Annotated in this window: 26 protein-coding genes; 14 read left to right on the top strand and 12 right to left on the bottom strand. The window is 62.6% G+C overall.

Going from position 1 to position 26,524, the window contains the following annotated elements; translation table 11 throughout:
• Positions 1–66: 66 nt before the first annotated feature.
• The 4 genes from bhcD to bhcA all read right to left on the bottom strand — a co-directional run bounded on the left by bhcD (position 67) and on the right by bhcA (position 4,465).
• Positions 67–1,032, bottom strand: a complete 966-nt coding sequence (gene bhcD / locus I3253_RS03490) for an iminosuccinate reductase BhcD (protein WP_197916257.1) — start codon at positions 1,030–1,032, stop codon at positions 67–69.
• 84 nt (positions 1,033–1,116) lie between these two features.
• Positions 1,117–2,280 (bottom strand): 3-hydroxy-D-aspartate aldolase BhcC, encoded by a 1,164-nt coding sequence (bhcC, locus tag I3253_RS03485; RefSeq protein WP_197916256.1) that lies wholly within the window; start codon positions 2,278–2,280, stop codon positions 1,117–1,119.
• Between the two features lie 29 nt (positions 2,281–2,309).
• Positions 2,310–3,278, bottom strand: a complete 969-nt coding sequence (gene bhcB / locus I3253_RS03480; RefSeq protein ID WP_197916255.1) for a beta-hydroxyaspartate dehydratase BhcB — start codon at positions 3,276–3,278, stop codon at positions 2,310–2,312.
• On the bottom strand, positions 3,278–4,465 hold the full coding sequence (bhcA, locus tag I3253_RS03475) for an L-aspartate--glyoxylate aminotransferase BhcA (RefSeq protein WP_197916254.1): 1,188 nt from the start codon (positions 4,463–4,465) through the stop codon (positions 3,278–3,280). Before bhcA ends, bhcB begins: the two co-directional genes overlap by 1 nt.
• 195 nt (positions 4,466–4,660) lie before the next feature.
• Between bhcA and bhcR the strand changes: the two genes are divergently transcribed.
• The gene (bhcR, locus tag I3253_RS03470; RefSeq protein ID WP_197916253.1) at positions 4,661–5,470 is read left to right on the top strand and encodes an HTH-type transcriptional regulator BhcR; all 810 of its coding nucleotides are present in this window, start codon (positions 4,661–4,663) and stop codon (positions 5,468–5,470) included.
• An 11-nt stretch (positions 5,471–5,481) separates the two neighbouring features.
• Here the strand turns inward: bhcR and I3253_RS03465 are convergent, their stop codons facing one another.
• A complete protein-coding gene (locus tag I3253_RS03465; protein ID WP_197916252.1) occupies positions 5,482–6,303 on the bottom strand; it encodes a bifunctional allantoicase/(S)-ureidoglycine aminohydrolase in 822 nt (273 codons plus the stop codon).
• Positions 6,304–6,421: 118 nt separating this feature from the next.
• Positions 6,422–7,102 carry an SOS response-associated peptidase gene (locus tag I3253_RS03460; protein ID WP_197916583.1) on the bottom strand — a complete coding sequence of 227 codons (681 nt, stop codon included), beginning with the start codon at positions 7,100–7,102 and terminating at the stop codon, positions 6,422–6,424.
• Positions 7,103–7,211: 109 nt separating this feature from the next.
• Between I3253_RS03460 and I3253_RS03455 the strand changes: the two genes are divergently transcribed.
• The gene (locus I3253_RS03455; RefSeq protein ID WP_197916251.1) at positions 7,212–8,963 is read left to right on the top strand and encodes a tetratricopeptide repeat-containing sulfotransferase family protein; all 1,752 of its coding nucleotides are present in this window, start codon (positions 7,212–7,214) and stop codon (positions 8,961–8,963) included.
• 30 nt (positions 8,964–8,993) lie between these two features.
• Here the strand turns inward: I3253_RS03455 and I3253_RS03450 are convergent, their stop codons facing one another.
• The gene (locus tag I3253_RS03450; protein WP_197916250.1) at positions 8,994–10,553 is read right to left on the bottom strand and encodes a bifunctional metallophosphatase/5'-nucleotidase; all 1,560 of its coding nucleotides are present in this window, start codon (positions 10,551–10,553) and stop codon (positions 8,994–8,996) included.
• A gap of 111 nt (positions 10,554–10,664) precedes the next feature.
• Here I3253_RS03450 and I3253_RS03445 point away from each other — a divergent pair, with 111 nt between their 5' ends.
• From I3253_RS03445 to arsC, 3 genes are read left to right on the top strand one after another with little or no spacing between them, the layout of a single operon-like run.
• Positions 10,665–11,006, top strand: a complete 342-nt coding sequence (locus tag I3253_RS03445; protein ID WP_197916249.1) for a DUF952 domain-containing protein — start codon at positions 10,665–10,667, stop codon at positions 11,004–11,006.
• Positions 11,003–12,061, top strand: a complete 1,059-nt coding sequence (locus I3253_RS03440) for a quinone-dependent dihydroorotate dehydrogenase (RefSeq protein ID WP_197916248.1) — start codon at positions 11,003–11,005, stop codon at positions 12,059–12,061. Before I3253_RS03445 ends, I3253_RS03440 begins: the two co-directional genes overlap by 4 nt.
• A complete protein-coding gene (gene arsC / locus I3253_RS03435; RefSeq protein WP_197916247.1) occupies positions 12,058–12,396 on the top strand; it encodes an arsenate reductase (glutaredoxin) in 339 nt (112 codons plus the stop codon). The genes I3253_RS03440 and arsC overlap by 4 nt, the downstream gene beginning before the upstream one ends.
• A 71-nt stretch (positions 12,397–12,467) precedes the next feature.
• Here the strand turns inward: arsC and I3253_RS03430 are convergent, their stop codons facing one another.
• Genes I3253_RS03430 through I3253_RS03420 form a run of 3 tightly spaced genes read right to left on the bottom strand, consistent with a single transcriptional unit; the run spans position 12,468 to position 14,723 of the window.
• The gene (locus I3253_RS03430; protein WP_197916246.1) at positions 12,468–13,787 is read right to left on the bottom strand and encodes an MATE family efflux transporter; all 1,320 of its coding nucleotides are present in this window, start codon (positions 13,785–13,787) and stop codon (positions 12,468–12,470) included.
• The gene (locus I3253_RS03425) at positions 13,780–14,301 is read right to left on the bottom strand and encodes a PaaI family thioesterase (protein ID WP_197916245.1); all 522 of its coding nucleotides are present in this window, start codon (positions 14,299–14,301) and stop codon (positions 13,780–13,782) included. The genes I3253_RS03430 and I3253_RS03425 overlap by 8 nt, the downstream gene beginning before the upstream one ends.
• Positions 14,301–14,723 carry a PaaI family thioesterase gene (locus tag I3253_RS03420; RefSeq protein ID WP_197916244.1) on the bottom strand — a complete coding sequence of 141 codons (423 nt, stop codon included), beginning with the start codon at positions 14,721–14,723 and terminating at the stop codon, positions 14,301–14,303. The genes I3253_RS03425 and I3253_RS03420 overlap by 1 nt, the downstream gene beginning before the upstream one ends.
• Positions 14,724–14,841: 118 nt before the next feature.
• Here I3253_RS03420 and I3253_RS03415 point away from each other — a divergent pair, with 118 nt between their 5' ends.
• The 8 genes from I3253_RS03415 (at position 14,842) to I3253_RS03380 (ending at position 22,841) form a co-directional block, all read left to right on the top strand.
• The gene (locus I3253_RS03415; protein WP_197916243.1) at positions 14,842–15,219 is read left to right on the top strand and encodes a MerR family transcriptional regulator; all 378 of its coding nucleotides are present in this window, start codon (positions 14,842–14,844) and stop codon (positions 15,217–15,219) included.
• A 264-nt stretch (positions 15,220–15,483) separates the two neighbouring features.
• Entirely contained in the window at positions 15,484–15,885 is a 402-nt protein-coding gene (locus I3253_RS03410; protein WP_197916242.1) for a MerR family transcriptional regulator, read from the top strand.
• Between the two features lie 28 nt (positions 15,886–15,913).
• The gene (locus tag I3253_RS03405; protein WP_197916241.1) at positions 15,914–17,689 is read left to right on the top strand and encodes an acyl-CoA dehydrogenase C-terminal domain-containing protein; all 1,776 of its coding nucleotides are present in this window, start codon (positions 15,914–15,916) and stop codon (positions 17,687–17,689) included.
• 52 nt (positions 17,690–17,741) lie between these two features.
• A complete protein-coding gene (locus I3253_RS03400; protein ID WP_197916240.1) occupies positions 17,742–17,954 on the top strand; it encodes a hypothetical protein in 213 nt (70 codons plus the stop codon).
• A 319-nt stretch (positions 17,955–18,273) separates the two neighbouring features.
• Positions 18,274–18,912 (top strand): glutathione S-transferase family protein, encoded by a 639-nt coding sequence (locus tag I3253_RS03395; RefSeq protein ID WP_197916239.1) that lies wholly within the window; start codon positions 18,274–18,276, stop codon positions 18,910–18,912.
• 14 nt (positions 18,913–18,926) lie between these two features.
• The gene (locus I3253_RS03390; RefSeq protein WP_197916238.1) at positions 18,927–20,138 is read left to right on the top strand and encodes an acetyl-CoA C-acetyltransferase; all 1,212 of its coding nucleotides are present in this window, start codon (positions 18,927–18,929) and stop codon (positions 20,136–20,138) included.
• Between the two features lie 21 nt (positions 20,139–20,159).
• On the top strand, positions 20,160–20,594 hold the full coding sequence (locus I3253_RS03385) for a hypothetical protein (RefSeq protein WP_197916237.1): 435 nt from the start codon (positions 20,160–20,162) through the stop codon (positions 20,592–20,594).
• A 51-nt stretch (positions 20,595–20,645) separates the two neighbouring features.
• Positions 20,646–22,841 (top strand): 3-hydroxyacyl-CoA dehydrogenase NAD-binding domain-containing protein, encoded by a 2,196-nt coding sequence (locus tag I3253_RS03380; protein WP_197916236.1) that lies wholly within the window; start codon positions 20,646–20,648, stop codon positions 22,839–22,841.
• 72 nt (positions 22,842–22,913) lie between these two features.
• Here the strand turns inward: I3253_RS03380 and I3253_RS03375 are convergent, their stop codons facing one another.
• Complete coding sequence (locus I3253_RS03375) at positions 22,914–23,564, bottom strand: Hint domain-containing protein (RefSeq protein ID WP_197922526.1); 651 nt, start codon at positions 23,562–23,564, stop codon at positions 22,914–22,916.
• Positions 23,565–23,674: 110 nt separating this feature from the next.
• Positions 23,675–24,604, bottom strand: coding sequence for a DMT family transporter (locus I3253_RS03370; protein ID WP_197916234.1), 930 nt, complete (start codon positions 24,602–24,604; stop codon positions 23,675–23,677).
• 90 nt (positions 24,605–24,694) lie between these two features.
• On the opposite strand from I3253_RS03370, the gene I3253_RS03365 reads away from it, so the two are divergent.
• Positions 24,695–26,323, top strand: coding sequence for an AMP-binding protein (locus I3253_RS03365; RefSeq protein ID WP_197916233.1), 1,629 nt, complete (start codon positions 24,695–24,697; stop codon positions 26,321–26,323).
• Positions 26,324–26,524 lie beyond the last annotated feature (201 nt).

Raw genomic sequence — 26,524 nt, 5'->3', positions numbered from 1 at the left:
GTCATCCCCCCGCCATACTTGCGCCAATTGAACGGGTTTGGCCACGAAACACCAGCCTGAAAAGCCTCAGATATCCACTTCGGTCGCGACCCCGGCTTCGATCGCGCGCGCCACCACCGCGCCCGCCACGGCCAGATCCTGCAACCCCACACCGGTGCCATCAAACAGCGTGATCTCCTCGGCCGCCCCCCGCCCCGGATGGGTCCCGTTGATCACCGCCCCCAGCTCGACAATATTCCCGGCCTCCAGTTCCCCCAAGGCAACCGCGTGCTGCGCCTCGCCGATGGACACCGATTGCGCCACCTCGTCCGTAAACACAGACGCCGCCCCCACCAGGTCCGCGCTTAGCTCCTGTTTGCCCTTCGTGTCCGTCCCCATGGCCGCGATATGCGTACCAGGGCTGACATGATCACGGGTCAGGATCGCATCAAAACTCGACGTGATCGTGATGATTACATCCGCCGCGCGCATCCCCTCAAGCGCAACCGCTTCAAATGGCACGCCTTTTTCGCGCGCCACCACTTCCAGGCGCTTCAGGTTCCCGGGATGCAGGTTCCAGCCGATCACCCTGTCAAAATCCCGCTGTTCCAACGCCGCGCGCAACTGAAACACCGATTGATGCCCCGCACCAACCATCCCCAGAACCCGGGCGTCCCCGCGCGCCAGATGCGCGATCGACACGGCCGACGCCGCCGCCGTGCGCAACGCGGTCAAAAGGTTTCCCCCCACCATCGCCCGCACCCGTCCGGTATCAGGATCGAAAAGAAACACGGTCGACTGGTGGTTGATCACCCTGCGCCGCGCCATGTTGTGAGGCCAGTATCCCCCCGCCTTCAGCCCAAGCGCCCCCCCGACACCGTCAAACCCGCCCTTGAAACCATACAGCGCCTCCTCATGGCCAAGGGCCTCGCGCACCACCGGAAAATTGCGCGCCTCTCCCGCTGCCATGGCCGCGAACACCTGCTCCACGGCGTCAAACGCCGCCTTGCGCGTCACCAACGCCGCGACCTCACGCTCCGGCACAATCCACATGATCCGTTCCTTCTTTTGGCTGAAAATATCCTGGGGGTGCGGGGGTGAAACCCCCGCCCGGTCGGATCGCTTGCGATCCGATCCTCAATATGCCCGCCCGCGGGCCGAGACCGGCCAGACACATTCCACAACGCCGTTGCGAACCCCGACATACCAGTCATGCACATTCGCGGTCGGATCACAGTGCCCCGGCACCAGCCGCAGCTTGTCGCCCACCTTCAAAGCCCCGCCCGGATCGGCCACCACGCCATGTTCATCCGAACATTTGACATATTCGACATCAGCGCGCCCGAAAATCACCGGCAACCCGCTATCCACCGATTGCGCCTTCAGCCCGGCATCCACGATGGCCTTGTCCGCCTTCGCGTGGCTCATCACCTGGGTCAGAATGAAGAACGCGTTTTCCCATTCTCCCCGGTCGATGCGATTGCCATCCTTGTCCAGAATGCGGCCGTAATCGGCGTCCATAAAGGCGTAGGAGCCACATTGCAGCTCGTTGTAAACTCCTGAATTGCTTTCGAAATAATAGGATCCCGTGCCGCCGCCGGAAACCAGATCGCATCCGATCCCCTCTGCCTTCAACGCGTCCACAGCCTCTTTGACCTGCGCAATCGCGATATCCAGCTTCGCCTTGCGGTCGTCATATCTGTCAAGATGCTGCATCGCGCCCTGATAGGCCTGGATGCCGGTGAATTTCAGCCCCCCGGCAGGCCCTATGGCGCCGGCGATCGCCACCACCTCTGCCGCGGTCGTCACCCCGCAACGCCCCGCGCCACAGTCGATCTCGACCAGGCATTCCAGCATGGTGCCGTGCCTGGTTGCCGCCGCCGACAATTCGGCGACGTTGTCGATATCATCCACACAGACAATCACCCGCGCACCCAGCCCGGGCATCCGCGCCAGCCGGTCCAGCTTGGCCGGATCGCGCACCTGATTGCTGACCAGAATGTCCCTGATCCCGCCACGTGCAAAAACTTCCGCTTCGCTCACCTTCTGACAGCACACCCCCACCGCGCCGCCCAGGCGTTCCTGCAATTTGGCGACATCCACGGATTTGTGCATCTTGCCATGCACGCGATGGCGCATCCCATGCGCCTTGGCGTAATCCCCCATCTTCCTGATGTTACGCTCCAGCGCATCCAGGTCCAGCACCAGCGCCGGGGTCTGTATATCGGCCTCGGCCATGCCCGGCTTGGCCGGAATGTCGAAACCCACGTCGAATTGGTCCAGATTGGTCATATCTTTCATTTCCTTGATCCTTTTGGGTCAGCCTGGCGTCAGCCCGCCATCCAGGGCAGGTGATCCAGATCGACATTGCCTCCGGTGACAATCACGCCTACGCGCTTGCCCGCGAACACCTCGCGGTTCTTGAGGATGGTCGCCAGCGGCACCGCGCTGGACGGTTCCATCACCACCCGCAGATATTTCCATGTGATCTTCATCGCCTCGACAATCTCTTCCTCAGAGGCGGTGAAGATGTCGCGCACATGGGTGGACACGAAATGCCAGGTGTTTTCCTTCAAGGGCACCTTCAGCCCATCGGCAATCGTCACCGGCGCGTCGTCGGCGATGATATGCCCGGCCCTGAAGCTGCGACAGGCATCGTCGGCCTGCTCCGGCTCCGCCGCATAGACCACCACCTCCGGCGCCAGGGTCGAGAGCGTCAGACAGGTGCCCGAAATCATGCCGCCGCCGCCAATCGGCGCAATTACGGCGTCAAGCCCGTCGGTCTGTTCCATCATCTCCGCCGAGCATGTGCCCTGCCCAGCAATCACGCGCGGATCGTTGTAAGGGTGTACAAAATCCCCCCCCGTCGCAGCCTGCACCTGCGCAAACACCGCCTCGCGTGAACTGGTGGAGGGCTCGCATTCGGTGATCGTGCCGCCATAGCGGCGCACCGCGTCCTTCTTGGCCTGGGGCGCGGTGCGCGGCATCACCACGTTGCACGGAATACCCCGCCGCCCGGCGGCATAGCTCAGCGACAGCGCGTGGTTGCCCGAGGAATGGGTGCACACGCCGCTGCGTGCCTGCACGTCGTCCAGACCGAACACCGCGTTCGAGGCCCCGCGCACCTTGAATGCGCCCGCTTCCTGAAAGTTCTCGCACTTGAAGAACAACTGCGCCCCGGTCAGGTCATTCAGGTAATCCGAAGTCATCACCGGCGTGCGCCGGACGTGTGGCGCGATGCGGTCCCGCGCTTTCAGCACGTCGTCATAGGTCGGCAAGGCCATGGTCATATCCTTCATCACGCAGCATCCTTCAGGGCGGGCGCGCTGGCGCGATAGACCTCCTGCGCCGCCGCAACCCCAGACCCCAGCCGGATATCCAGCCCCAGATCGGCCATGCACATCTCGGCAGTGGCGATGCCCGACAGGGCCAGCACATCGGTCAGCATCCCCAGATGGCCGATACGGAACACCTTGCCCGCCACCTCGCCCAGCCCGACGCCAAAGGCAACGCCATAGGTGTCGGCGGCATGGGTCACAATGCTGGTCGCATTGAACCCGTCCGGCGTGCGAATGGCGCTGACGCTGTCCGAATACAGATCCGGCGACGCGGCGCACAACTCCAGCCCCCAGGCCTTGACAGCGGCCCGCACCCCATCGGCAATCCGGCGGTGGCGGGCAAAGACATTGTCCAGCCCTTCGCCCAACAGCATGTCACAGCTTTGGCGCAGGCCGTTCAGCAATCCCACGGCGGGCGTATAGGGATAGCCGTTCGCCGCATAGCTGCGGCCCATGTCGCGAATGTCAAAAAACGTGCGCGGCAATCGCGCCGTGTCGACAGCCGCCATGGCCCTGGGCGAAAATCCGACAATGGCCAGACCGGCAGGCAGCATGAACCCCTTTTGCGATCCGGTCACGGCAATATCCACGCCCCATTCATCCATGCGGAAATCCATCGACGCGATCGAGCTGACCCCGTCCACGAACAGCAACGCCGGATGCCCGGCGGCGTCCATCGCGCCGCGCACCGCCGCTATATCGGATTTCACGCCTGTGGCGGTCTCGTTATGGGTGGCCAGAACCGCCCTGATCCGATGGGTGCGATCCGCGGTCAGTATCTCTTCGAACCGCCCGGCGGGGATACGCTGCCCCCATTCCGTTTCAACAATCTCCACGTTCAGCCCGTGGCGCTGGCACATGTCGATCCAGCGATGGCTGAACATGCCGTTGCGCGCCGCCAGCACCGTATCGCCGGGCGACAGCGTATTGGTCAACGCAATCTCCCAACCGCCGGTGCCGGTAGACGGGAACAGGAACACTTCGGCGTCCAGGCTCTTGAGCACCTGCTTCACACCGGCCCGCGCCGGGTGCAGCATCTCGGCAAACAACGACGAGCGATGGTCCAGCGTCGGCATGTCGACGGCACGGCGCAGGGACTCGGGCATGTTGGTCGGGCCGGGGATGAAAACCGGGTTCTGAAAACTCATGAGACGCCCTCCATGGCATGGTTCCAAGGCACCATAGGGTGGGGAATTCCTGGGCTCAATTTTTTTGAAAAAGCATTTTTCTGTGCAAAAAATGTAAGTTTTCTGTTCTTTATCAAAAAGTTAGTATTTTTCATTGATCAAAACTGTTTTTCAAAATAGTTGTGCAACAGTTTCATTTCATGCCCGGATGCACCAATGAGCCACCCGATCCGCCAACGCGGCCGCCCCAAGGGGTTTCACGATTCAAGCGACAAAACCCGCATTCAGGCCCTTGACCGGGCGCTGGATGTTCTTGAGGCGCTGGCATCGCAGGGCGGCCAGACCTTGTCAGAGATAGCGTCCGGCCTGGATCAAAGTCCGGCGACAATCTATCGCGTGCTCACCACGCTGGGCCTGAGAGGCATTGTCGAAACAGATCCGGCCGATCAGACATGGCATGTCGGCCCCGCTGCGTTCCGTATTGGGTCGGCCTTCCTGCGCCGCTCCAGCGTGGTCGAACGCGCAAGACCGATCATGCGGATGCTCATGGAGAAAACCGGCGAAACCGCCAATCTTGGTATCGAGCGCGGCGATCAGGTGTTGTTTCTCAGCCAGGTCGAAACCCACGAAACCATCCGCGCCTTCTTTGCCCCCGGCACCCTGTCACCGCTGCACAGCTCAGGGATTGGCAAGGCGTTGCTTTGCGTGGCTCCGAACGAACGTGTGGCCCGCCTGATGGCGCGCGCGCCCGAACGTTTCACCGCCAACACCATCATCGATGTCGATACGATGCTGTCCGACCTGGCACAAAGCCGCGCCCGCGGCTTTGCCCATGACAACGAGGAACGTACCCTTGGAATGCGATGTCTGGCGGCGCCGGTTCTGAACCTGCATGGCGAGGCCGTGGCCGGGATCTCGGTTTCCGGCCCGACAACGCGCCTGACACCTGCGCGCGTGGAAACGGTTGGCGCGCTAGTCCGCGACGCCGCCGGAGCTCTGAGCCGGGCACAGGGCGCCCCGGCCTGACCGCGCGGGGCTCAGCGCAGTTTCATGTGGCGGTTGACATCCTTGTACAGCAGATAGCGGAACCGCCCCGGCCCCCCAGCGTAACAGGCTTGCGGGCAAAAGGCACGCAGCCACATGTAATCACCGGCTTCGACCTCGACCCAATCCTGATTGAGCCGGTACACCGCCTTGCCCTCCAGCACGTATAGCCCGTGTTCCATCACATGGGTCTCGGCAAAGGGGATCACTGCGCCCGGCTCGAAATTCACGATATTGACATGCATGTCGTGGCGCATGTCGTCCGGATCGACAAACCTGGCGGTGGCCCATTTGCCATCCGTCCCCGGCATTGCCTGGGCGGCAACGTCGTTTTCGTTGGTCACAAAAGGCTCAGGCGCGTCGATTCCCGGGACGGCCTCATATGCTTTGCGCACCCAGTGAAAGCGCACCGGCGCATCCGATCGGTTGCGCAACTGCCAGTCACACGCGGCGGGCAGATAGGCATAGCCGCCCGCGCCCATCCTGTGATCCACGCCTGCGATGGTCAGGTCGCATTGCCCTTCCACCACGAACAAGACGCCCTGCGCCTGGGGGTCCGGCTCTGGCCGGTCGCTGCCCCCGCCGGGCGCCACTTCGGTGATGTAATGCGAAAATGTCTCGGCAAAACCGCTGAGCGGCCGGGCCAGAACCCAGGCCCGCGTGCCCTCCCACAAGGGCAGGTTGGATGTCACGATATCGCTCATCGTTCCGCGCGGGATCACGGCATAGGCCTCGGTGAACATGGCCCGGTCCGTCAAAAGCTGCGTTTGCGGCGGCAACCCACCCTGGGGAACATAATACGGGGGCGTGGACATGGGCGGCACCTTTCCTTCGGGTTGCCCCATCAAACCGCGTCCGTGCGCCCGGGCCAACCACAAAGCGTGGCGTCACGGGCTGAAGCATTATTCCGGTTTTCTTGAAAATCCCGCGCGTCTATTGCGACGGTTCCGGATTGTCGCGGCTGACCGGGGCAATCAGATCCGGGCCGGAGGCGCGGTTGGAATTCACCGCCCGATCCACCGGATGAAAGCGCAAAAGCCCCTCGTCGGGCGCCCGCATGAGGCGCGCCGCGCCGTGCCCCTCCTCGCCCAGCCACAGCCCCCAATCCGCGCGATCCACAACCACGGGCATTCGGTGATGGATAGGCGACATGGCGGCGTTGGCCGCCGTGGTGACGATGGCGCAGCTTTCCACGCTTTCCCCACCCCGGCCCCAGTTTTGCCACACCCCCGCCAGCGCCAGGGTATCGGGCCCCTTGATATACCACGGCCAGCGCACGCCGCTGCTGTCCCTGGTCCATTCGTAGAACCCGCTGACCGGGATCAGGCAGCGCCGTTCCCGGCAGGCCTCGCGAAAGGCAGGCTTTTGTGCGATTGTTTCCGCGCGGGCATTGATCAGCAACGGGCCGTCGCTCATCGACGTGTACCAGCGCGGCACAAACCCCCAGCGCATCCCCACCAGCCGCCGCCCGCCTTCGGACCCGGCAACAACATGGATTCGCGTGGTCGGGCACACGTTGTAATTCGGCCCGTCGGGCAGATCATTGGCGGGCGCGGCGGTGAAAAGCCGCGCCATGGCGTCATTGGGCAGGGTAATGGCAAAGCGACCGCACATGAAAAGCACATTAGCTGGTTTTGCCGGCTGCGACATGCAATTTGCCCATGACATCTTGGCAGCCCTCCCGCATCCACCTATTCAGGGCCACAGCAACAAGGCACGTCACATGCAGGACCAGATCGCCAATATCGTGGACAAGCTGCGCGCCGGACAGGCCAGGGCGGCGGTGAAACCGGCGCGGGTGCTGGCCCGCAAGAATCCCGGGCACCCGGACATCGCCAAGCTTTACGGCATCGCGCTTCACGACAGTGGTCAAAGCGCCGAAGCGGCCAGCCAACTGGCCCGCGCATTACGCCTGGCCCCGGATGACGAGGATATCAAACGCTACCTGGTTGCCGCGCTTCTGGCCCTTGGCAAGCCCGCAAAGGCTTGCGCCGCGCTGGAAAAATGGCTGGCGGCCAGCCCCGGTTCGGCGGAACTGCACCATCTTCACGCGGGTTGTCTGTTGCAACTGTCGCGTCCCGAAGACGCGATCGCCGCCGCCGACAAGGCGCTGTCGCAACAGCCGTCGCATGTGCCTGCCCGCGCCTTGCGTGGACTGGCGCAGTTCGAACAGCACCGCTTTGCGGCGGCGCTGGAGGATTTTCGCACCGCCTTCCGGGCCGAATCGGCAAACCCGCAGCACCTGCTCAATATCGGCGCCGCGCAGAACGAACTGCACCGGCACGACGACGCGCTGAGCAGTTTTCGCAAGGCCACCGAACTGGCCCCCGGCAACATCGAGGCGCGCCAGAATCTTGCCGCCATGCTGGCGCGCACCGGCCAGTTGACGGCGGCACGGGCCGAATACCGCGCCATCCTCGATCAGGCGCCCGATACCGTCGCGGCCCTGCTGGGCCTGGCCGAGATCGAGGACGGCGCGGCGGCGGACGTGATCGCCGGGCTGGAGGCCGCCGCACGCCTTCACCGGCGCGAAGCCGCGACCGTGGCGCTGATCCGGAACGCGCTGGGGCGTCTGCACCTTCAGGCGGGTGCCACCGAACCCGCGCTTGCGGCGTTCGAGCGTGCCAACGCGCTGCGCGCGCGCGCCGCCCCCTACGATCCGCCCGCCGCCGAGGCACAGCTTGCGGCCATCGCGGCGCAGTTCCCGGAAAATGCGCCCGCGCCGCCCGCGCAGAAAACACCGGACAAACGCCCGGTCATCGTCATGGGGCTGCCGCGCTCCGGCACCACGCTGGTGGAAAGAATGCTCGCGGCCCATCCGGCGGTGCAGGGCCTGGGCGAGCTTGGGGCGATCGAAAACGCCATGGCCGCCATACTCGGTGGCGCCACATTGACCCCCGCGCAAATCGCCCTGGCCTACGGCAGGGACGTGCCGGACCTTCCCGAAACAATTTCGGCATTTGTCGACAAGATGCCGGGCAATTACATGTACATGGGCTATCTGCGCCTCGCATTCCCACACGCCGTATTCATCAATATCGATCGCGACCCGCGCGAAGTGGCGTTTTCCATGTGGCAGGTGCATCTTCAGGGGGACATGACGCGCTATACGTCGCGCATGGACTGGATCGCCCATGCCGCCAACCTCTACCGCCGTTACATGGCCCTGTGGCACAGCCGCTTTCCCGGCGACATCCTGACCATTTCCTACCGCGATCTTGTCACCGATCCGGTGGGCAGCAGCCAAAAGCTTGCCCTGGCCTGCGGGCTGGACTGGGTGGCCGACATGGCCGCACCCGACAAGACAAAAGGTGCTGTCAGTACCGCTTCGATCAAACAGGTCCGCGAACCGGTGCACGATCGCTCATTGGGCAAATGGCGCGCCCATCCCGCACTCATGGCGCCACTTGTCTCCGCGCTGGACCCGGCCCTCTGGCCGGAACTCGCGCAGGAACAAGGGCGGCCGCCTCTCTGACAGCCGCCCCGGTTTTCGAGAGCAATCCGCTCACTTTGCGACGATGCGCCCATCGGTATAGGGCTGAAACGCCCCCTTGGAGGCAAGGAATTCCGCCGTGACCTCGGCCAGATCAGGCCCAAAATCATACGCGTTCATCGCATCGCGAAGCATCTTGTACCCGTCGCCGCCATTACGCACATAGTTGTTGGACACCACGCCATAGACCTTGTCCATCACGATGGGGGCACCGCCCACCATCACGTCGCTGATCCGGCTGCCAGCGGGCTGGCTGACATCAAAGGCAAAGGACATGCCTGCCACCTGCGGGAATCGCCCGGCGCCCTCTTCATGCTGGCTGACGCCGTTTTCCAGCGCCTCGACAATCGTGGCCCCCGTGACCTGAAAGGTGGACAGCGTGTTCTGGAACGGCAGCACCGTCAATACTTCGCCCATGGTCACATCGCCCGCATCGATCGAGGCGCGGATTCCGCCGCCATTCTGAAGCGCGATCTGGATACCCTGATCCTTGACCCGGTCCAGCATCGCATCAGCAATCAAAGACCCCATGGCGCATTCCCGCGCCCGGCACGAATCGCGCTCTCCGTCGATGGCCTCGGAGGTCTGGGCCACGACACGCTTGCGGATTTCTTCCAGCGGCACTGCGGCTTCCATGACGCGCGCCTTGGTGTCGGCATCTTCGGCCACCGCACCGTCCATGATGATCGGCTCGCCTTTCGCCTCGATAATGTCACCCGCGTCATTGAACGTCACGTTCAGCTCGCCCAGGAATTTCCCATAGGCATAAGCCGAAACAATCGCGGTGCTGTTCACCATTGTGGGATAAGGCCCGACGGCGCGATCCGATGTGTTGGACAACAAGGTGTTGGAGTGGCCGCCGACGATCACGTCAACTCCGGTGGTTTCCGCCGCAACGCGCTGATCCACACCATAGCCTGAATGGCTGATCACGATGATCTTGTTCACGCCCATCGCGGTCAGCTTGTCCACCTCGCCCTGCACCGCATCCACCGGATCAGTGAAGATCACGTTGGGGCCGGGGCTGGCCAGCTCATCGGTATCCTGCGGCGTCAGACCGATCAGGCCGATCTTCTCGCCGCCCTTCTCGATCACCGTGGATTTTTGGATCGCATCGCTCAGCAAGCCCTCGCCGCTGACATCCGCGTTTGACATCAGCACCGGAAATTTCAGCGCGTCCGTGAAGCCGCGCAGAACCTCGGGGCCGTCGTCGAATTCGTGGTTGCCCACGGTCATCGCGTCATAGCCCAACTTGTTCATCATTTCCGCAGCCAGCTTACCCTTGTAATAGGTGTAAAACAGCGTGCCCTGGAACTGGTCGCCACCATCAACGAGAATCGTGTTCTCGTTGCGCGCCCGCGCCTCGGTCACGGCTGTCATCAGGCGAGCGGACCCCCCGAAACACTTGCCCTCGGCGTTGTCCTCTTCTCCGCATCCCGAATCGTATTTGGAAATCGGTTCGAACCGGGCGTGAAAATCATTGGTGTGCAGAATGGTCAGCGAATAGTCGGCCGCAGCCATACCCGCCGAAACGGCCAGGGCCGCTGCACCCGTCATCAAACGAGCTTTCATGAGAATCCCCTCTCTGTTGATTTATTATTGCGAAATGGTGCCCCTCAAAGTGGCCGGCTGTCAAAGCCTAAGCCGCTTGACCTCGCACCGCCCGCGATGCATTTCACTTTTATGACTGTTTTTAAAATATTACAGGCGCATGAATGGGCCACTTTGCGCGCCGAGGGGCGCATCGAAGGCGCTCCGATAGATGTGACCGATGGGTATGTGCATCTTTCGACCGCCGGGCAGGTGGCCGAAACCGCCGCCAGGCATTTCGCGGGCCAGGACGATCTGTTCCTGCTGGGCCTTGACGACGCGCCCCTGGGCGATGCGCTCAAATGGGAGCCGTCGCGGGGCGGCGCGCTGTTCCCGCACCTTTACAGAGAGTTGCGCCTGTCCGACGTCCAGTGGGCACAGCCCCTGCCGCTGATTGACGGCGTGCATCGCTTCCCGGCAGGGCTGGGCATATGAGGGCGCTCGAAACCCTTGGCATGAAGGCCCTGCGCAACCTCGATCCGGAGACCGCGCATGGCCTGGCAATCCGGGCCCTGCAATTGGGGCTGGCCCCCGCGCCCGGCACGATCACCTCAGCGCGCCTCAAAACCACGCTGGCCGGGATCGCCCTGCCCAACCCGGTTGGCCTGGCCGCCGGCTTTGACAAGAACGCCACCGCGCTCAAGGGCTTGTCGCGCGCCGGTTTCGGCTTCCTCGAAACAGGCGCCGCCACGCCGCGTCCCCAGCCCGGCAACCCCAGGCCGCGCCTGTTCCGGCTGAGCCAGGACGGCGCGGCAATCAACCGGTTCGGGTTCAACAATGACGGTATGGAGACAATCGGCGCGCGCCTTGCAAACCGCCCCCCCCACGCGGTGATCGGCCTGAACCTCGGCGCCAACAAGGACAGCACGGACCGGGCCGCCGATTTTGCTCGTGTGCTGGCCCATTGTGGCGCCTCGCTGGATTTCGCCACGGTCAACGTCAGTTCACCAAACACTGAAAAACTGCGGGACTTACAGGGAAAATCGGCCCTGACAGCTCTGCTCAACGGGGTGATGGACACGCGCAACACATTGGCCAAACCAATCCCGGTCTTTCTGAAAATCGCCCCCGATCTCACCGATACCGAACTGGGCGACATTGCCGAAGTGGCGCTGGAAACCGGCATCGATGGACTCATCGCCACCAACACCACCCTTTCACGCGAAGGGCTGGCCAGCCCGCACCGGGACGAGCCCGGCGGATTGTCGGGCAAACCGCTCTTTGCCAGGTCAACCAGGGTGCTGGCCCGGATGAGCCAGCTGACCGAAACCCGCCTGCCCCTGATCGGCGTTGGCGGGATCGGCTCCGCCGAGGACGCCTATGCCAAGATCTGCGCCGGGGCAACGGCTGTGCAGCTTTACACGGCGCTTGTCTATGGCGGCCTGTCTCTGGCCACCGACATCCTCACCGGTCTGGATCGCCTGCTGGCGCAAGACGGGTTCGCAAACGTGTCCCAGGCCGTGGGCAGCAAAAGGGATGACTGGCTTTGATCACCATCTGGCACAATCCGCGCTGCTCAAAGTCCCGCCAAACCCTCGCCCTGCTTCAGGAAAAAGGCGCGGTGACAATCCGCAAGTACCTCGAAGACGCGCCCCGCGCGGACGAGATCAAGAAAGTTCAGGCCCTGTTGAGTGTTCCGCTGATCCGGATGATGCGCCCCAAGGACGCGCGCTTTCGCGAACTTGGGCTCTCCCTATCCGATGACGAGGCCACCCTGCTTGCGGCAATGGTCGACAACCCGATCCTGATCGAACGCCCGATCGTCCTGGCCAATGGCAAGGCCGCGATCGGACGCCCCCCGGACGCGGTGCTCGAAATCCTCTGACCCCCGCCCTCTCTTCTTTTGGCCCCAAATATCCCGGGGGAGTCGCCGCAGGCGGCGGGGGCAGCGCCCCCTCACGCCCTGTCCGCCAGCGCCTCCAGACGGGGATAGCGCCAGCCAAGCGTCACCCCACGCGCGACAAAACTGATCAGCAACGCCGCCCAAAGCCCGTGATTGCCAAATACAGGCACCAGGACAGCCACCGCCACCACATACACCAGAAGCGACAGGCCCATCATGTTGCGCATCTCGCGGCTCTGTGTGGCCCCGATGAAAATCCCGTCCAGCATCCAGCTGGCCACCCCCAACACCGGCGCGGCAACCATATAGGGCAGGTAATCGCGCGCCGAAAGGCGCACGTCCGGCGCCGTGGTCATCAGATCAATGATCGCCCCGCCCGCCAGCGCAAATCCCAGCGACAGGATTACAACACACGCCAGCGACCAAAGGCTGGACAGCACCGCCGCACGCCGCAATCCGGCCCGGTCGCGCGCGCCCAGCGCCTGCCCGACAAGCGCCTCGACCGCAAAGGCAAACCCGTCCAGCGCATAGGCGGTGATATGCAGGAACTGCAACAGCACCTGGTTTGCGGCCAGCGCAACATCGCCAAAATCCGCCCCCAGGAACAGAAACGACACGAAAATGGCCTGCAACATCAAAGAACGCAGCAGGATATCGCCGTTGACAGCGGCCATTCGCTTCAGCCGCCGCTTGTCGAACATGCGCGGCCAGTCCCGCCAGGCGGGCTGTGCAAACGCGCCGCGGCACAACCACAAGGCCAGCGCAAACCCGCTCCATTCCGCAAGGAATGTGGCCAGGGCCACGCCCTCCACGCCCCAGCCCAGCCCCAGAACGAACCACAGGTCCAGCAGGATATTGAGCCCGTTCATCCAGACCTGCACCACCAGAACCGCGCGGGCCCGCTCCAGCGCGATCAACCAGCCGGTCAGGCCATACAGCCCGATAGCGGCAGGGGCGGACCAGACCCGAACGGCCAGGTAGTCACGCGCCATCCCCTCGACTTCGGCGCTTGCCGGGGACAAAAGGAACGCACCGCGAAACAACACCGCCTGAAGCGCGATGACCACAATGCCGGCGGCCAATCCCACTATCAGTGCGCGCACCAGAAGCGCCGCGACCTCGCCTCTGAGCCCCGCGCCATGCGCCTGGCTGGTCATCCCGGTCGTGCCCATGCGCAGAAAACCGAAGATCCAGTAAAGCGCGGACAGGATGATCGCGCCGATACCCACGGCACCTATCGGCGCGGCCTCGCCCAACTGGCCGACAACCCCGGTATCCACCGCGCCCAGAATCGGCACGGTGGCATTGGACAGAACAATCGGCAACGCATTGCCCAACACGCGGCGATGCGTGACGGCGCTGACCTCAGCCATCCGCGCCGTCGTCGCGCCGGGGCATCAGGAAATGGCCCGTCGCCTGGGCAAACAGCACGGCGCGCTGATCCTGCCAGGCCTCGACATGCACCGACGCATAGCGCCGCCCCGACCGGTTCACCCGCGCGCGCGCATAGGCATCGCGCGGCAATCCCGATCGCAGGTAGTCCACCGTGAAATCAATGGTTTTGGGCAAACGCGGCAGATACCCGACAGCCAACTCTTCCGAGTCGACACGTCCGGTCTCGATATCGTCCCACAGCACCGACCATGCCAGCCCGATCACGGCCGTCGTTTCCAGAAACCCCGCCGTGACACCCCCGTGGATGGCGGGCAGGATGGGGTTTCCGATCAGTTTGTTGTCAAAGGGCAATGTCGCGGTCAACTCGTCCCCGCGCCTTTCGAAGTCGATCCCCAGGAACTGAATGTAGGGCACGCCATGCACCAGCGCATTCAACGCGGCATCGCGCCGCTGTTTGACAACCTGCACGGGCTCGGGACGTTTGCGCGCCATCACAACCCCTCCACCGTAAAGGCCCCTGTGGCCGTGGCCACCGGCGCGTTGGTATCGTCGTCCAGCGCGGTGGCCCGCACGAAAGCGACGCTGCGCGTGATGTGATAACACTCGGCACGGGTGCGAATGGCTTGGCCGGGTGTGGCCGCGCGCATATAATCGATGCGCAGATCGATCGTGGCGGTGCCCGAAGGGGAAGACGGGTGGCTCATCGCCGCCGCGCCACAACACGTGTCCATCAGCGCCGACACGGCGCCGCCATGCACAACGCCGGTTTCCGGATCGCCGACGATGCGCAGATCATAGGGCAACTTCATCTCCGCCACACCGTCACCGATATGCGTCAGCTTCATGTTCAGCGCCTTGCAGTGCGGAATCGCATTGATGAATTGCTCCGCAATCCGGGACTTGTCGGGGGTCATGTTCCGCTCCGCTATGGTTCAACGGTATTTATGATCGCCAAATTGTCTCGGGGGCAAGGGGGCGGTTGCCCTTGCTGCGGATGCGACATAAGTTTTCAGGACAAGGGAGAACTGCCAGATGTCCGACACTCGCCTGTCTTTCAAGGAAATGTGCGCGCGATTCGATGTCACGCCCAGGACGTTGCGTTACTACGAATATATCGAACTCCTGCAACCTGACCGCGAAGGCAGATCCAGGTATTTCGGCCCGCGCGAAGTGGCGCGCATGACGCTGGTCATGCGCGGACGCAAATTCGGGATCAAGCTGGAAGACATCCGCCAATGGCTTTTGATCTACGAGAACGAAGGCACCGAGGCCCAGATGCGCGCCTTTGTCGAAATGGCGGACCGGCAATATGCCGAACTGGTCGAACAGCGCACCCAACTTGACGAGGCCATGGCCGAATTGAAAAAGCTGCGCGACGAAACCGTCAGCGTGCTTTCGGGCACCAGCTGAACCGCGGCTGACGAAAAAATACGCAGCGTCACGAAACTTTGATCCTGCACCCGGGACATGCCCCCGGCCGTGCCGCTTTTGCGATACGCCCCGGTTTTCAAGGGCCTGGGGCGGTATCCCGGCCGAAAATCGGCGATGATCCGCTGCCTTGGGATCCGCCCGGAAAGTGACGCAACGTCTTACTTACGTCAACGTCAAGCACTATTGTAACCCTCGGGGCATCTCCCAATTTGTCTTTCAACAGACGAGATCGAGGACACGACGATGAGCGACACAATGCTGACCATCCGCGAGATGTGCGACACCTATGATGTGACGCCACGCACGCTGCGGTTTTACGAATCCAAGGAACTTCTGTTCCCGGTTCGAGAGGGCCAGAAACGGCTGTTCACGAAACGCGACCGCGCCCGGCTCAAGCTGATCCTGCGCGGCAAACGGTTCGGTTTCTCGCTCGAAGAGATCCGCCAGCTTCTCGATCTCTACGACATGGGAGACCAGCAAGCGACCCAGCTGCAACGCACCTACGAGGTGGCCCAGCAGCGCCTGCAAGACATGGAGGAACAGCGGGACGAGTTGAACGAGGCGATCGACGATCTGCGCGAACAACTCAAATGGGGAGAAAAGATTCTCACCTCGCTGACCGACGAGAAAAAAGCCGCCGAGTAATTCAGACCAAGTCAAGGGAAGAGACCTGATGCCCACCTATACCGCCCCCGTCAAGGACATGCAGTTCGTGTTGCACGACGTGCTGAACATTTCGGGATCCGATATTCCCGGATATGATGAACTGGAAGCCGATTTCACCAATGCCGTACTGGAAGAGGCCGGCAAGCTGACCGGCGAAGTCCTGGCCCCGCTGAACGAAATCGGCGATCGCGAAGGCTGCCGCCTGGAAAACGGTGTCGTCTACACGCCGACCGGCTTCAAAGAGGCATTCGAGCAAGTCAAGGACGGCGGCTGGACGGGGCTGGACATGCCCGAAGAATATGGCGGTCAGAACATGCCCTATGTACTCGGCACCGCCGTGGGCGAGATGTTCTCTTCGGCCAACCAGGCCTTCACCATGTACCAGGGTCTGACCCACGGCGCCGCGTCGGCCATCCTGGCGCACGGAACCGAAGACCAGAAAAACAAATGGCTGCCGAAGATGGTGTCCTGCGAGTGGACCGGCACCATGAACCTGACCGAACCGCATTGCGGCACGGATCTGGGGCTGATGCGCACCAAGGCCGAGCCGCAGGCCAACGGCACCTACAAGGTTTCCGGCCAGAAGATCTTTATCTCGGCGGGCGATCACGACATGGCCGACAATATCGTCCATCTGGTGCTCGCCAAGATCCCCGGCGGCCCCGAGGGCATCAAGGGGGTGTCGCTGTTCATCGTGCCCAAGTTCAAGGTGGATGACGATGGCAATATCGGCGCGCGCAACGGCGTATCGGTGGGCAATATCGAGAAAAAGATGGGCATCCACGGCAACTCGACCTGCGTGCTGAACTATGACGAGGCCGAAGGCTATCTTCTGGGTGAAGAACACAAAGGCATGCGCGCCATGTTCACCATGATGAACGAAGCGCGTATCGGCGTGGGAATGCAGGGGCTGGCGGCCGCCGAAGTCGCGTATCAGAACGCCGCCGCCTATGCCAGGGACCGCCTGCAAGGCCGCGCCGTAACCGGCACCGAAAACCCGGACGGGCCAGCCGATCCTTTGATCGTGCATCCCGATATCCGTCGTTCCCTGATGGACCAGAAGAGCTTTGCCGAAGGCGCACGCGCCTTTATCCTTTGGGGGGCAACGCTGATCGACGCCGCCCATCGCAAGGGCGACAAGGATGCCGACGGGCTGATCTCGCTGATGACCCCGGTCATCAAGGGCTTTCTGACCGACGAAGGCTATGACATGACCGTTCAGGCCCAGCAGGTCTATGGCGGCCACGGCTATATCGAAGAACACGGCATGAGCCAGTTCACCCGCGACGCCCGCATCGCGATGATCTACGAAGGCGCGAATGGCGTCCAGGCGCTCGACCTCGTAGGCCGCAAGCTGGCTCAGGATGGCGGCAAGCACGTCATGGCCTTTTTCGATGTGGTCAAGACATTCTGCAAGGAAAATGGTGACAACGAGGCGCTGAAAGACTTCGTCGAACCACTGAAAACCGCCTCCAAGGATCTTCAGGCAGCGGGTATGTATTTCATGCAAAACGGGATGAAGAACCCCAATAACGCGCTGTCTGGCTCGTATGACTTCATGCATCTGTTCGGGCATGTCTGCCTGGGCCTGATGTGGGCGCAGATGGCCCGGGCCGCCACGTCCGCGCTTGACAATGGCACCTCTGACGCCGCGTTCTACGAGACCAAGCTGGCAACCGGGCGCTATTACATGGCCCGCCGCCTTCCGGCGACGGCCATGCACCTGGCGCGCATCCAGACGGGCGCGGACACAGTGATGGCTCTGGAGGCCAACGCATTCTAAAGGGGGTGGCGGGGTGTGCCCCGCCTTCCCGGATACCGTTACCGGAGGACCGATGCCCAAACGTTTCCGCCTGACCCGACGCTTTCAGATCGCCATGACCGAGGACGGTTATCGCGGATTGCGCAAATTTGCGTCGGCGGCAGGTCTCGACGAAGGCGAGGCTCTCTCTTTTCTGTTCGAGAATTTCGACGGAGTGACAGACACGGAAAAGCTCGGGAATCGGCTGCGCCGCTTCAACTCGGAACTCGAGGAACGGAAACGGTGATTGAAATCACAGGCAGCCATTCATCGCAACTGGACGCGCCTTGCGAGAGAGCTGGATGCCTTCGGCGAGAGTATTTCCGGCAAAATGAAGAGACAGGTCCACTCTGCCATCCGGCCCGGTTTCCAAGTGGATACAGGGCGGGACGGCAGAGCTTCACCTTGCGCGGCCATCGGCTCTCCAGCCTGTACCGTACAGGAGATGGAAGCACATCAACCTTAATGGGGCGTAAAGGCTAAATGGCTTCATTTTGCCAAAAATACTCCACGGGGGTGCGGGGGTGTGAAACCCCCGCTCCGACATCAGCCACAGGGAGGCAACGATGACGATCAAACTCTACTGCTTTGGGGAATCCGGCCATTCATACAAGGCCGCATTGGCGCTTGAACTCAGCGGACTGGACTGGACGCCGGTCAAGGTCGATTTCTTCGCCGGCCAGACCCGCAGCCCGGAATACCGCGAAACCGTCAACGAAATGGGCGAGGCCCCGGTGCTTGTCGATGGCAACATCACCTTGACGCAATCGGCGATCATCCAGGGTTACGTGTCCGAAAAATCCGGCAGGTTCGGCGGCAAGGACAAGGCCGAGGCGCGCGAAATTCTGCGCTGGCAATTGTGGGATAACCACAAACTCAGCTCCATGGCCGGTATGACGCGGTTCCTGATGAATTTCCTTCCCGAGGACAAGCAGCCCCAAGAGGTTATCGCGTTCAATCTCGGACGACTGAAGGGCGCATATGCAATTCTGGACAAGCATCTTCAGGGACGTGACTGGATCGTGGGCGATGGCATGACCAACGCCGACCTGACCTGCTGCGGATATCTGTTCTATGACGAACCCTTCGGGTTCAATCGCGCCGACTGGCCCAATATCGACCGTTGGCTGACCAACATTCAAGAAACGCCGGGGTGGAAACACCCCTATGACCTGATGCCCGGCTCCCCAGCGGACCGCGCCTGATCAAGGAGATGCAAATGACCGAAGCATATATCTATGACGCCGTGCGCACCCCGCGCGGCAAAGGCCGCAAGGATGGCGCCCTGCACGAAGTCACATCGGTGCGCCTGTCGGCCAATGTGCTGAACGCGCTGAAAGAACGCAACGGGCTTGACGGCCATGCTGTCGAGGACGTGATCTGGGGAAATGTAACCCAGGTCAAGGAACAGGGTGGCTGCCTTGCGCGCACTGCCGTGATGGCCTCCGATCTGGATGAATCGATTCCGGGGCTGGCGATCAACCGGTTCTGTGCAAGCGGAATGGAAGCGGTGAACCTGGCCGCGAACCAGGTCAAGGGCGGCGCGGGCGATGCCTATATCGCCGGTGGCGTGGAAATGATGGGCCGCGTGCCCATGGGCTCGGACGGCGCGGCGGTCGCGGTTGACCCGTCGGTGGCCATGGACAGCTATTTTGTCCCGCAAGGCATCTCGGCGGACATCATCGCCACCGAATACGGATTCACCCGTGATCAGGCCGATGCGCTGGCGGTGGAATCCCAGCGCCGTGCCAAGGCAGCCTGGGATGACAACCGTTTTGCAAGGTCAATCATCACCGTGCGGGACATCAACGGCCTGCCTGTCCTGGCGCACGACGAATACATGCGCCCCGGCACCGATATGCAAAGCCTCGGCAGCCTCAAGGCCTCGTTCGAGGATATGGGCAAGGTCATGCCCGGTTTCGACAAGATCGCGCTGATGAAATATCCGCATCTGGAAGAGATCAATCACATCCACCACGCCGGCAACTCCTCGGGCATCGTGGACGGGTCCGCGGGTGTGCTGGTCGGCAACGCGGAATTCGGCAAGAAATACGGCCTGAAACCGCGCGCCCGCATTCGCCAGACCTGCAAGATCGGCACCGATCCCACGATCATGCTGACCGGTCCGGTTCCGGCCACGCAGAAGATCCTGGCCGATAGCGGCATGACCATTGGCGACATTGACCTGTTCGAGGTCAACGAAGCCTTCGCCTCGGTCGTGTTGCGTTTTCAACAGGCGTTCGACGTGGACCCCGAACTCGTCAACGTCAACGGTGGTTCTATCGCCATGGGCCACCCGCTGGGGGCCACGGGCGCGATCATCATCGGCACCCTTCTGGACGAGCTGGAACGCTCGGACAAGGAAGTGGGCCTGGCGACGCTTTGTATCGCCTCTGGAATGGGGGCCGCCACCATCATCGAACGCGTCTAAGCCAGACCGGAGGGCCAGGAGATGCCGGAAACACGTGATCAGATCGGGCCTGTCGTGGCGCAGGTGCGGGCGTTTCTCGACACCGCGCGGCGAACCGGAGCGCGAGGCGACTTTGCGCAGATGGAGACCTATTACGATTTCCCGGTCTCCCTGATCTACGGCGACAGGACCAAGGTGCTGCAAGATGCCGACCAGCTGCGCACGCATCTGGAAACGCTGAACCGTCTTTCGGACGGTGCGGCGGGTCCGGTCTGGTACCAGGAAGTGATCGACGTGATCCGCCCCGGTCCCGATCTGCTTGTGGCGACGGTGGATGTGCATCGTATCACACTGGATGCCCATCCGGTTGACCCCCAGCGCCAGACTCTGGTGTTGCGGGTTGCACCGCAAGGGTTTCGCTATGCCGCCATCATCAACCCGATCACCGCCGGTTTCTGGAAAGACGGCCTGACCTAATACATGGCCTTGCGGCCTGACAGAATTGCATCCTTCAGGGAGACAGAGAACATGACCGATTTCACAATGAACGTGGGCGACGACGGCGTTGCCATCATCACCTGGGACGTGGCTGACAAGTCGATGAACGTCCTGCGCCAGGAAGCCTTTGGCGAACTGGAAGCCTGCATCGACGAAGTGCTGGCCAATGACGCCATCAAGGGCGCCGTGATCACCAGCGGCAAGGATACCTTCGCCGGTGGCATGGACCTGAACGTGCTGGGCACGATCCGCGAAAACGCCGGTGACGAGCCCGCGAAGGCGCTGTTCGACTTCACGATGCAGGGCCACACCTTCCTGCGCAAGATCGAACGCGCGGGTATGGATCCCAAGACCAACAAGGGCGGCAAGCCGATTGCCGCCGCCCTGCCCGGCACCGCGCTTGGCATCGGCCTGGAACTGCCGCTGGCCTGCCACCGCATTTTCTGTGCCGACAACCCCAAGGCCAAGATCGGCCTGCCCGAAATCATGGTCGGCATCTTCCCGGGCATGGGCGGCACCACCCGTTTCGTGCGCAAGATGGGCGCCATGGCTGCCTCGCCCTTCCTGTTGCAGGGCAAGATGGTCGATCCCGGGAAAGCCAAGGCCGCCGGCATCATCGACGAAGTGGTGGACGATCCGGTTGCCGCCGCGCGAGACTGGGTGCTGAACGCAAAAGACGCCGATCTGGTCAAGCCGTGGGATGCCAAGGGCTATAAAATGCCCGGCGGCGAACCCTATCACCCCGCCGGTTTCATGACCTTCGTGGGCGCCTCGGCCATGGTCAACGGCAACACATGGGGGGTTTACCCCGCCGCCAAGGCCCTGCTGAGCGCCGTGTACGAAGGCGCCATGGTGCCGTTTGATACGGCGCTGAAGATCGAGGCGCGCTGGTTCGTCAACGTTCTGATGAACCCGTCCTCCTCGGCGATGATCCAGTCCCTGTTCATCAACAAGGAGGCGCTGGAAAAAGGTGCCAACCGTCCCGACGTACCGGACCAGACCGTCAGAAAGGTTGGCGTTCTGGGTGCTGGCATGATGGGCGCGGGCATTGCGCTGGTGTCGGCCAGGGCGGGCATGGATGTTGTCCTGATCGACACCACGCAGGACGCCGCTGACCGGGGCAAGGCCTATTCCGAAAGCTTCATGGACAAGGGTATCAAGCGCAAGAAGGCAACGCCCGAGCAGAAAGACGCGATGCTGGCGAAAATCAACGCCACCACGGATCTGACCGCTCTGTCGGACGTGGACCTGATCATCGAAGCCGTGTTCGAAGATCCGGGCGTCAAGGCCGAGATGACCAGGAAGGTCGAGGCGATCATCCCCGAGGATGCGATCTTTGCCTCCAACACCTCGACCCTGCCAATCACCGGTCTGGCCGAGGCGAGCGTGCGCAAGGATCAGTTCATCGGTATCCACTTCTTCTCGCCGGTCGAGAAGATGGCGCTGGTTGAGATCATCAAAGGTAAGGAAACCGGCCCGCGCGCCGTGGCCAAGGCGCTGGACTATGTGCGCCAGATCAGGAAAACCCCGATTGTCGTCAATGACGAACGCTTCTTCTATGCCAACCGCTGCATCATCCCCTACATAAACGAAGGTGTGATGATGGCCGGTGAAGGCGTGGCGCGCCCGCTGCTGGATCACGCTGCACAGCTTCTGGGCTTCCCGGTGGGGCCGATCCAGCTGGTCGATGAAACCTCGCTGGACCTCGGCGCCAAGATCGCCAAGGCAACCATGGCCGCGATGGGCGATGCCTATCCGAAATCCATCGCCGATGACGTGACCTTCTGGATGGTCGACGAGGGCCGCTTTGGCCGCAAGGCCAAGGCCGGGTTCTTTGACTATGACGAGACCGGCAAGCGCCTGGGATACTGGAAGGGCTTCAACGACAAGTTCCCGTTGCTGGACGATCAGCCCGAACTAACCGAAGTGCAGCATCGCCTGATCTTTGCCCAGGTGCTGGAAGCCGTGCGTGCGCTGGAGGCCGGTGTTCTGGAAGACATCCGCGAAGGCGACGTGGGCGCGATCCTTGGCTGGGGCTTCATGCCGTGGTCGGGTGGCCCGTTCAGCTGGCTCGACATCGTCGGCGCACCCTGGGCCGCCGAGCGTTGCGACGAACTGGCCGCCAGGTTTGGCGAACGGTTTGCCTGCCCGCCGCTGCTGCGCGAAATGGCCGAAAAGGGCCAGAGTTTCTATGGCCGCTTCGGCCCCAGGGCTGAAGCCGCGTAACCCTGCGCACCACGCCACATGATGCGCCCGGTTGCCTTGGCAGCCGGGCGTTTTCGTTTCTGGCGCGCCTCGTCAGGCAACGGCGCTGTCGTCCGGGTCCGCCAGCATCTCCTCTATCAATGCACTGGCCGCGCCCACGGTCAGCATCCGATAGCTGGTCGCCCCGCCATTGCGTGGCAGGATGCCTTCCCGCAAGCCCCAGTGGCTTGGGCAGAACAACAACGCACCATGATTGACAAACACCATCTCGTCCCCAGCGAAAACCGGCAACAATGCCGCCGCGCTGCCGCCCGGTTGCTGGCGCACGACACCCGGCAACGCCTCCAGCGCCGCGCCGGGCGCGACGGCATAAGGATCGCCATGCGCGTCCGTCACGTCCTCGCATTCGATCAGCACGCCTTGATGGGGCAGCACCCAAAACGGTTCGCGATTGTCCAGCGTTCCCGCCGGAACAACCAGCGGCCACAGAACCCGGGGCAACAGCATGTCCTCACACCATGCGTCATCGCGGATCAACGCCGTCAGGGGCTGGAAACCGTTGTCAAAGGTCAGCACCTCATCGCCCGGCGCCAGCGTCTCTACCGGCACCCAGCCCGCGCGCCCGGCCACCAGCGTGCCCTCGATCAGGCCGCATCCCGCACCGGTCATCACCGGATCATCCAGGCTTTGACGCCGCCGCGCCACCATATCCCGGCGCCCTGATCCACGCTTGGCCCCAAACATCGCAAACCTCAACTGAAAGGCGGTCAATTCCGCCGTTCTCATTAGGTGTGTAAACTTCGAAACAAGTTAGCCGCGAATTGGGTGGTTTTGCGGCATCGCCCCGGCGGGCCTCACCGCGCGAGCCCGGATCGCGCTTTCCGAGACGGGCGCGAGCGCAACGCAATGATCACTCCAGCCAATGCAATCAGCGCGACCCCCAGGATCTGCCAGGGGCCAACACCCTGACCAAACAACAAAAAACCGAACAGCGGCGCCCAGATCAGGGCCGAGTATTCGAACACCGCAACATTCGACGGCACGTCAAGCTGATAGGCCCGAATGATGCCGTAAACGCCGGCCAAAGATCCCACCGCCTGCACCAGCAGCCACGGCGCCACATCCCAGACCGGCCAAACCCAGCCGCGCGCCAGATATGTCCCGTTCTCAGACCCCAGCACACCAATCCCCAGTTGCACCAGCCCGGACAGCCCCCCAAGCAACAGCATGTTCGCCCCCAATAGCGACAAAGCGCTTTCCCCGGCGCACCAGCTGCGCGTCGCAATCGAGCTGATCGCATAGAAGAACCCCGCGGCCACCGGCATCAGCATCACCAGGCTGACTCCGCGCGCGCCGGGCTGCAACACCAGCACAATACCGACAAACCCCACCGCCACCGCCAGGATACGCCGGGGTCCGATCCTTTCCCGCTGGATCAACGCATTGATCAACAATACAAAAATCGGAGACGTGAAAAGCCCGGCCAGCGCCTCGGCGATCGGCATCAGCCCCAGCGCCCCGAAATACAGGAACATCGATACCGACAGCATCACGCCCCGCGCCAGCACCCGGCGCCAGCGCAAAGGGCGCAACCGCCCCAGCCCAATCCGCGCCATCACCACAAGGAATGGCGCCATCAGCGCCGAACGCAGCATCACGAATTGCCAAAGCCCGATGCTTTCGGCGATCCGTGCTATGAAATTGTCAATCAGCCCGATCAACGCCATTGCGCCCAACATCAAAAGCGCCGCCGCCATCGGATGATCCTGCTGCGATGTGGTCATGCTGTCCCCCCGGGGAATAATACGCGCTACCGCCCGCCATATCGTCTGTCGTAAAACCGACATGTACCAGAAGAATCAAGGGAGGGTCGGATGGGCTGGATGAAAGATGAAACCGGGCTGGGCAAATGCGCCGCCAATTACGTACCGCTGACACCGCTGTCCGGGTTGAACCGCGCGCGCGATGTCTTTCCCGATCACCTTGCCGTGGCCCATGGCCCGCATCGCAAAACCTATCGCGAATACCACGACCGCGTCACCCGGCTGGCCTCGGCGCTGGCCGCGATCGGGGTGCAACCCGGCGATGTGGTCTCAACCCTGCTGCCCAACATCCCCGCCGCCGCCGAGGCGCATTTCGGCGTACCCGCCTGCGGCGCCGTGCTCAACAGCATCAATACCCGGCTGGACGTGCACACCGTGGCCTACATTCTTGATCACGCCGAGGCAAAGGTGCTGCTTGTCGATACCGAATTCCTGCCCCTGGCCAAAGCGGCCTGCGAAACGATGGAAGGGACCGCTCCCGCGATCATCGAAGTCGCCGACCCGGCGCACGGCCATCCCGCAACCGGGCGTCACACCGAATATGAAACCCTGCTGGCCGGGGCCGATGCAACATTTGCCTGGATCCTGCCCGAGGATGAATGGGAAAGCATTGCGCTGAACTATACCTCGGGCACCACGGGACATCCCAAGGGCGTGGTCTACCATCATCGCGGCGCCTATCTCAACGCCATGGGCCAGGTGCTCAGCTGGCGCATGGTGCTGCACCCGGTCTACCTCACCATCGTGCCGCTGTTTCACTGCAACGGCTGGTGCCACACCTGGATGATGCCCATGATCGGCGGCACGCTCGTGTGCTGCCGCGACATCACCGCCCCCAACATCTTCAACGCCATCGCCGACGGAGGTGTCACCCATTTCGGCGGCGCCCCGATCGTGCTCAACATGCTGGTCAACGCGCCCGAACGCGAACGCCGCGCCTTTGACCACACGGTCCAAGTCTTCACCGCCGGCGCCCCCCCCGCCCCGGCCACGCTGGCCAGGATCGAACCGATGGGGTTCAACGTCACACAGGTCTACGGCCTGACCGAGGTCTACGGCCCCGCCACCGAATGCCTCTGGGATCACGCCCGCTGGGACGGCCTGCAAGGCAGCGAACGCGCCGCGATCAAGGCACGTCAGGGCGTGGCCATGCCCTTCAACGAACATGTCACCGTCATGGATGAAACCATGGCCCGGATCCCGATGGACGGCGAAACCCAGGGGGAAATCATGATCCGTGGCAATGGCGTGATGAAAGGCTACCTGAAGAATCCCGACGCCACCGCCGAAGCCTTCAAGGGCGGCTATTTCCACTCGGGCGACATCGCCATCCAGCACCCCGACACCTATGTCCAGATCACAGACCGTGCCAAGGACATCATCATCTCGGGTGGCGAAAACATATCCTCGGTCGAGGTGGAAGGCGTGCTGATGCACCACCCGGCCGTCAATCTTGCCGCCGTGGTCGCCAGACCCGATGAAAAATGGGGCGAGGTGCCGTGCGCCTTCGTCGAACTGCTTGACGGCGCCACGGCCGACGAGGCCGAAATCATCGCCTTCGCACGCCAAGGCCTTGCCGGGTTCAAGACCCCGAAACAGGTGGTTTTCCAGGAATTGCCTAAAACATCGACTGGCAAAATCCAGAAATTCGCACTGCGCAAACTGGCCAGATCCCTCTAGGGTCAGGACCCATTAATCCTGCACCACTGGCGCCAAATCCACGAAATATCGGGGGTTTGGCGCGCGCCGGACATAGTGGCTCTATTTCCAAGCGTGCCAAGCCGCTGGGATGAAGTGGATTTGGCGTCCTACGGATTTGACGGATTTGCCGCCTGACGTCCTTTCAATGCCTTGAAATAGAACCACTATTCCTGCGGCATT

Origin of the sequence: Thiosulfatihalobacter marinus (assembly GCF_016019955.1) — a bacterium.
GTDB classification, from domain to species: domain Bacteria; phylum Pseudomonadota; class Alphaproteobacteria; order Rhodobacterales; family Rhodobacteraceae; genus Shimia; species Shimia marinus_A.
The sequence above is the reverse complement of the archived record's forward strand: the minus strand, read 5'-3'. Positions and strand labels throughout refer to the sequence as shown.

Excerpts from the sequence above, each read along its gene's own strand:
- I3253_RS03450 (WP_197916250.1), bottom strand. The coding sequence starts at position 10,553 with ATGAAAGCTCGTTTGATGACGGGTGCAGCGGCCCTGGCCGTTTCGGCG.
- I3253_RS03430 (WP_197916246.1), bottom strand. The coding sequence starts at position 13,787 with ATGGCTGAGGTCAGCGCCGTCACGCATCGCCGCGTGTTGGGCAATGCG.
- I3253_RS03410 (WP_197916242.1), top strand. The coding sequence starts at position 15,484 with ATGAGCGACACAATGCTGACCATCCGCGAGATGTGCGACACCTATGAT.
- I3253_RS03465 (WP_197916252.1), bottom strand. The coding sequence starts at position 6,303 with ATGTCCACGCCCCCGTATTATGTTCCCCAGGGTGGGTTGCCGCCGCAA.
- I3253_RS03395 (WP_197916239.1), top strand. The coding sequence starts at position 18,274 with ATGACGATCAAACTCTACTGCTTTGGGGAATCCGGCCATTCATACAAG.
- I3253_RS03405 (WP_197916241.1), top strand. The coding sequence starts at position 15,914 with ATGCCCACCTATACCGCCCCCGTCAAGGACATGCAGTTCGTGTTGCAC.
- I3253_RS03425 (WP_197916245.1), bottom strand. The coding sequence starts at position 14,301 with ATGGCGCGCAAACGTCCCGAGCCCGTGCAGGTTGTCAAACAGCGGCGC.
- I3253_RS03460 (WP_197916583.1), bottom strand. The coding sequence starts at position 7,102 with ATGTGCGGTCGCTTTGCCATTACCCTGCCCAATGACGCCATGGCGCGG.
- I3253_RS03375 (WP_197922526.1), bottom strand. The coding sequence starts at position 23,564 with ATGTTTGGGGCCAAGCGTGGATCAGGGCGCCGGGATATGGTGGCGCGG.
- I3253_RS03380 (WP_197916236.1), top strand. The coding sequence starts at position 20,646 with ATGACCGATTTCACAATGAACGTGGGCGACGACGGCGTTGCCATCATC.
- bhcR (WP_197916253.1), top strand. The coding sequence starts at position 4,661 with ATGAGCCACCCGATCCGCCAACGCGGCCGCCCCAAGGGGTTTCACGAT.
- I3253_RS03455 (WP_197916251.1), top strand. The coding sequence starts at position 7,212 with ATGCAGGACCAGATCGCCAATATCGTGGACAAGCTGCGCGCCGGACAG.
- I3253_RS03400 (WP_197916240.1), top strand. The coding sequence starts at position 17,742 with ATGCCCAAACGTTTCCGCCTGACCCGACGCTTTCAGATCGCCATGACC.
- I3253_RS03385 (WP_197916237.1), top strand. The coding sequence starts at position 20,160 with ATGCCGGAAACACGTGATCAGATCGGGCCTGTCGTGGCGCAGGTGCGG.
- I3253_RS03445 (WP_197916249.1), top strand. The coding sequence starts at position 10,665 with ATGACTGTTTTTAAAATATTACAGGCGCATGAATGGGCCACTTTGCGC.
- I3253_RS03370 (WP_197916234.1), bottom strand. The coding sequence starts at position 24,604 with ATGACCACATCGCAGCAGGATCATCCGATGGCGGCGGCGCTTTTGATG.
- I3253_RS03440 (WP_197916248.1), top strand. The coding sequence starts at position 11,003 with ATGAGGGCGCTCGAAACCCTTGGCATGAAGGCCCTGCGCAACCTCGAT.
- I3253_RS03365 (WP_197916233.1), top strand. The coding sequence starts at position 24,695 with ATGGGCTGGATGAAAGATGAAACCGGGCTGGGCAAATGCGCCGCCAAT.
- bhcA (WP_197916254.1), bottom strand. The coding sequence starts at position 4,465 with ATGAGTTTTCAGAACCCGGTTTTCATCCCCGGCCCGACCAACATGCCC.
- I3253_RS03390 (WP_197916238.1), top strand. The coding sequence starts at position 18,927 with ATGACCGAAGCATATATCTATGACGCCGTGCGCACCCCGCGCGGCAAA.
- I3253_RS03415 (WP_197916243.1), top strand. The coding sequence starts at position 14,842 with ATGTCCGACACTCGCCTGTCTTTCAAGGAAATGTGCGCGCGATTCGAT.
- bhcC (WP_197916256.1), bottom strand. The coding sequence starts at position 2,280 with ATGAAAGATATGACCAATCTGGACCAATTCGACGTGGGTTTCGACATT.
- I3253_RS03420 (WP_197916244.1), bottom strand. The coding sequence starts at position 14,723 with ATGACCCCCGACAAGTCCCGGATTGCGGAGCAATTCATCAATGCGATT.
- bhcB (WP_197916255.1), bottom strand. The coding sequence starts at position 3,278 with ATGAAGGATATGACCATGGCCTTGCCGACCTATGACGACGTGCTGAAA.
- bhcD (WP_197916257.1), bottom strand. The coding sequence starts at position 1,032 with ATGTGGATTGTGCCGGAGCGTGAGGTCGCGGCGTTGGTGACGCGCAAG.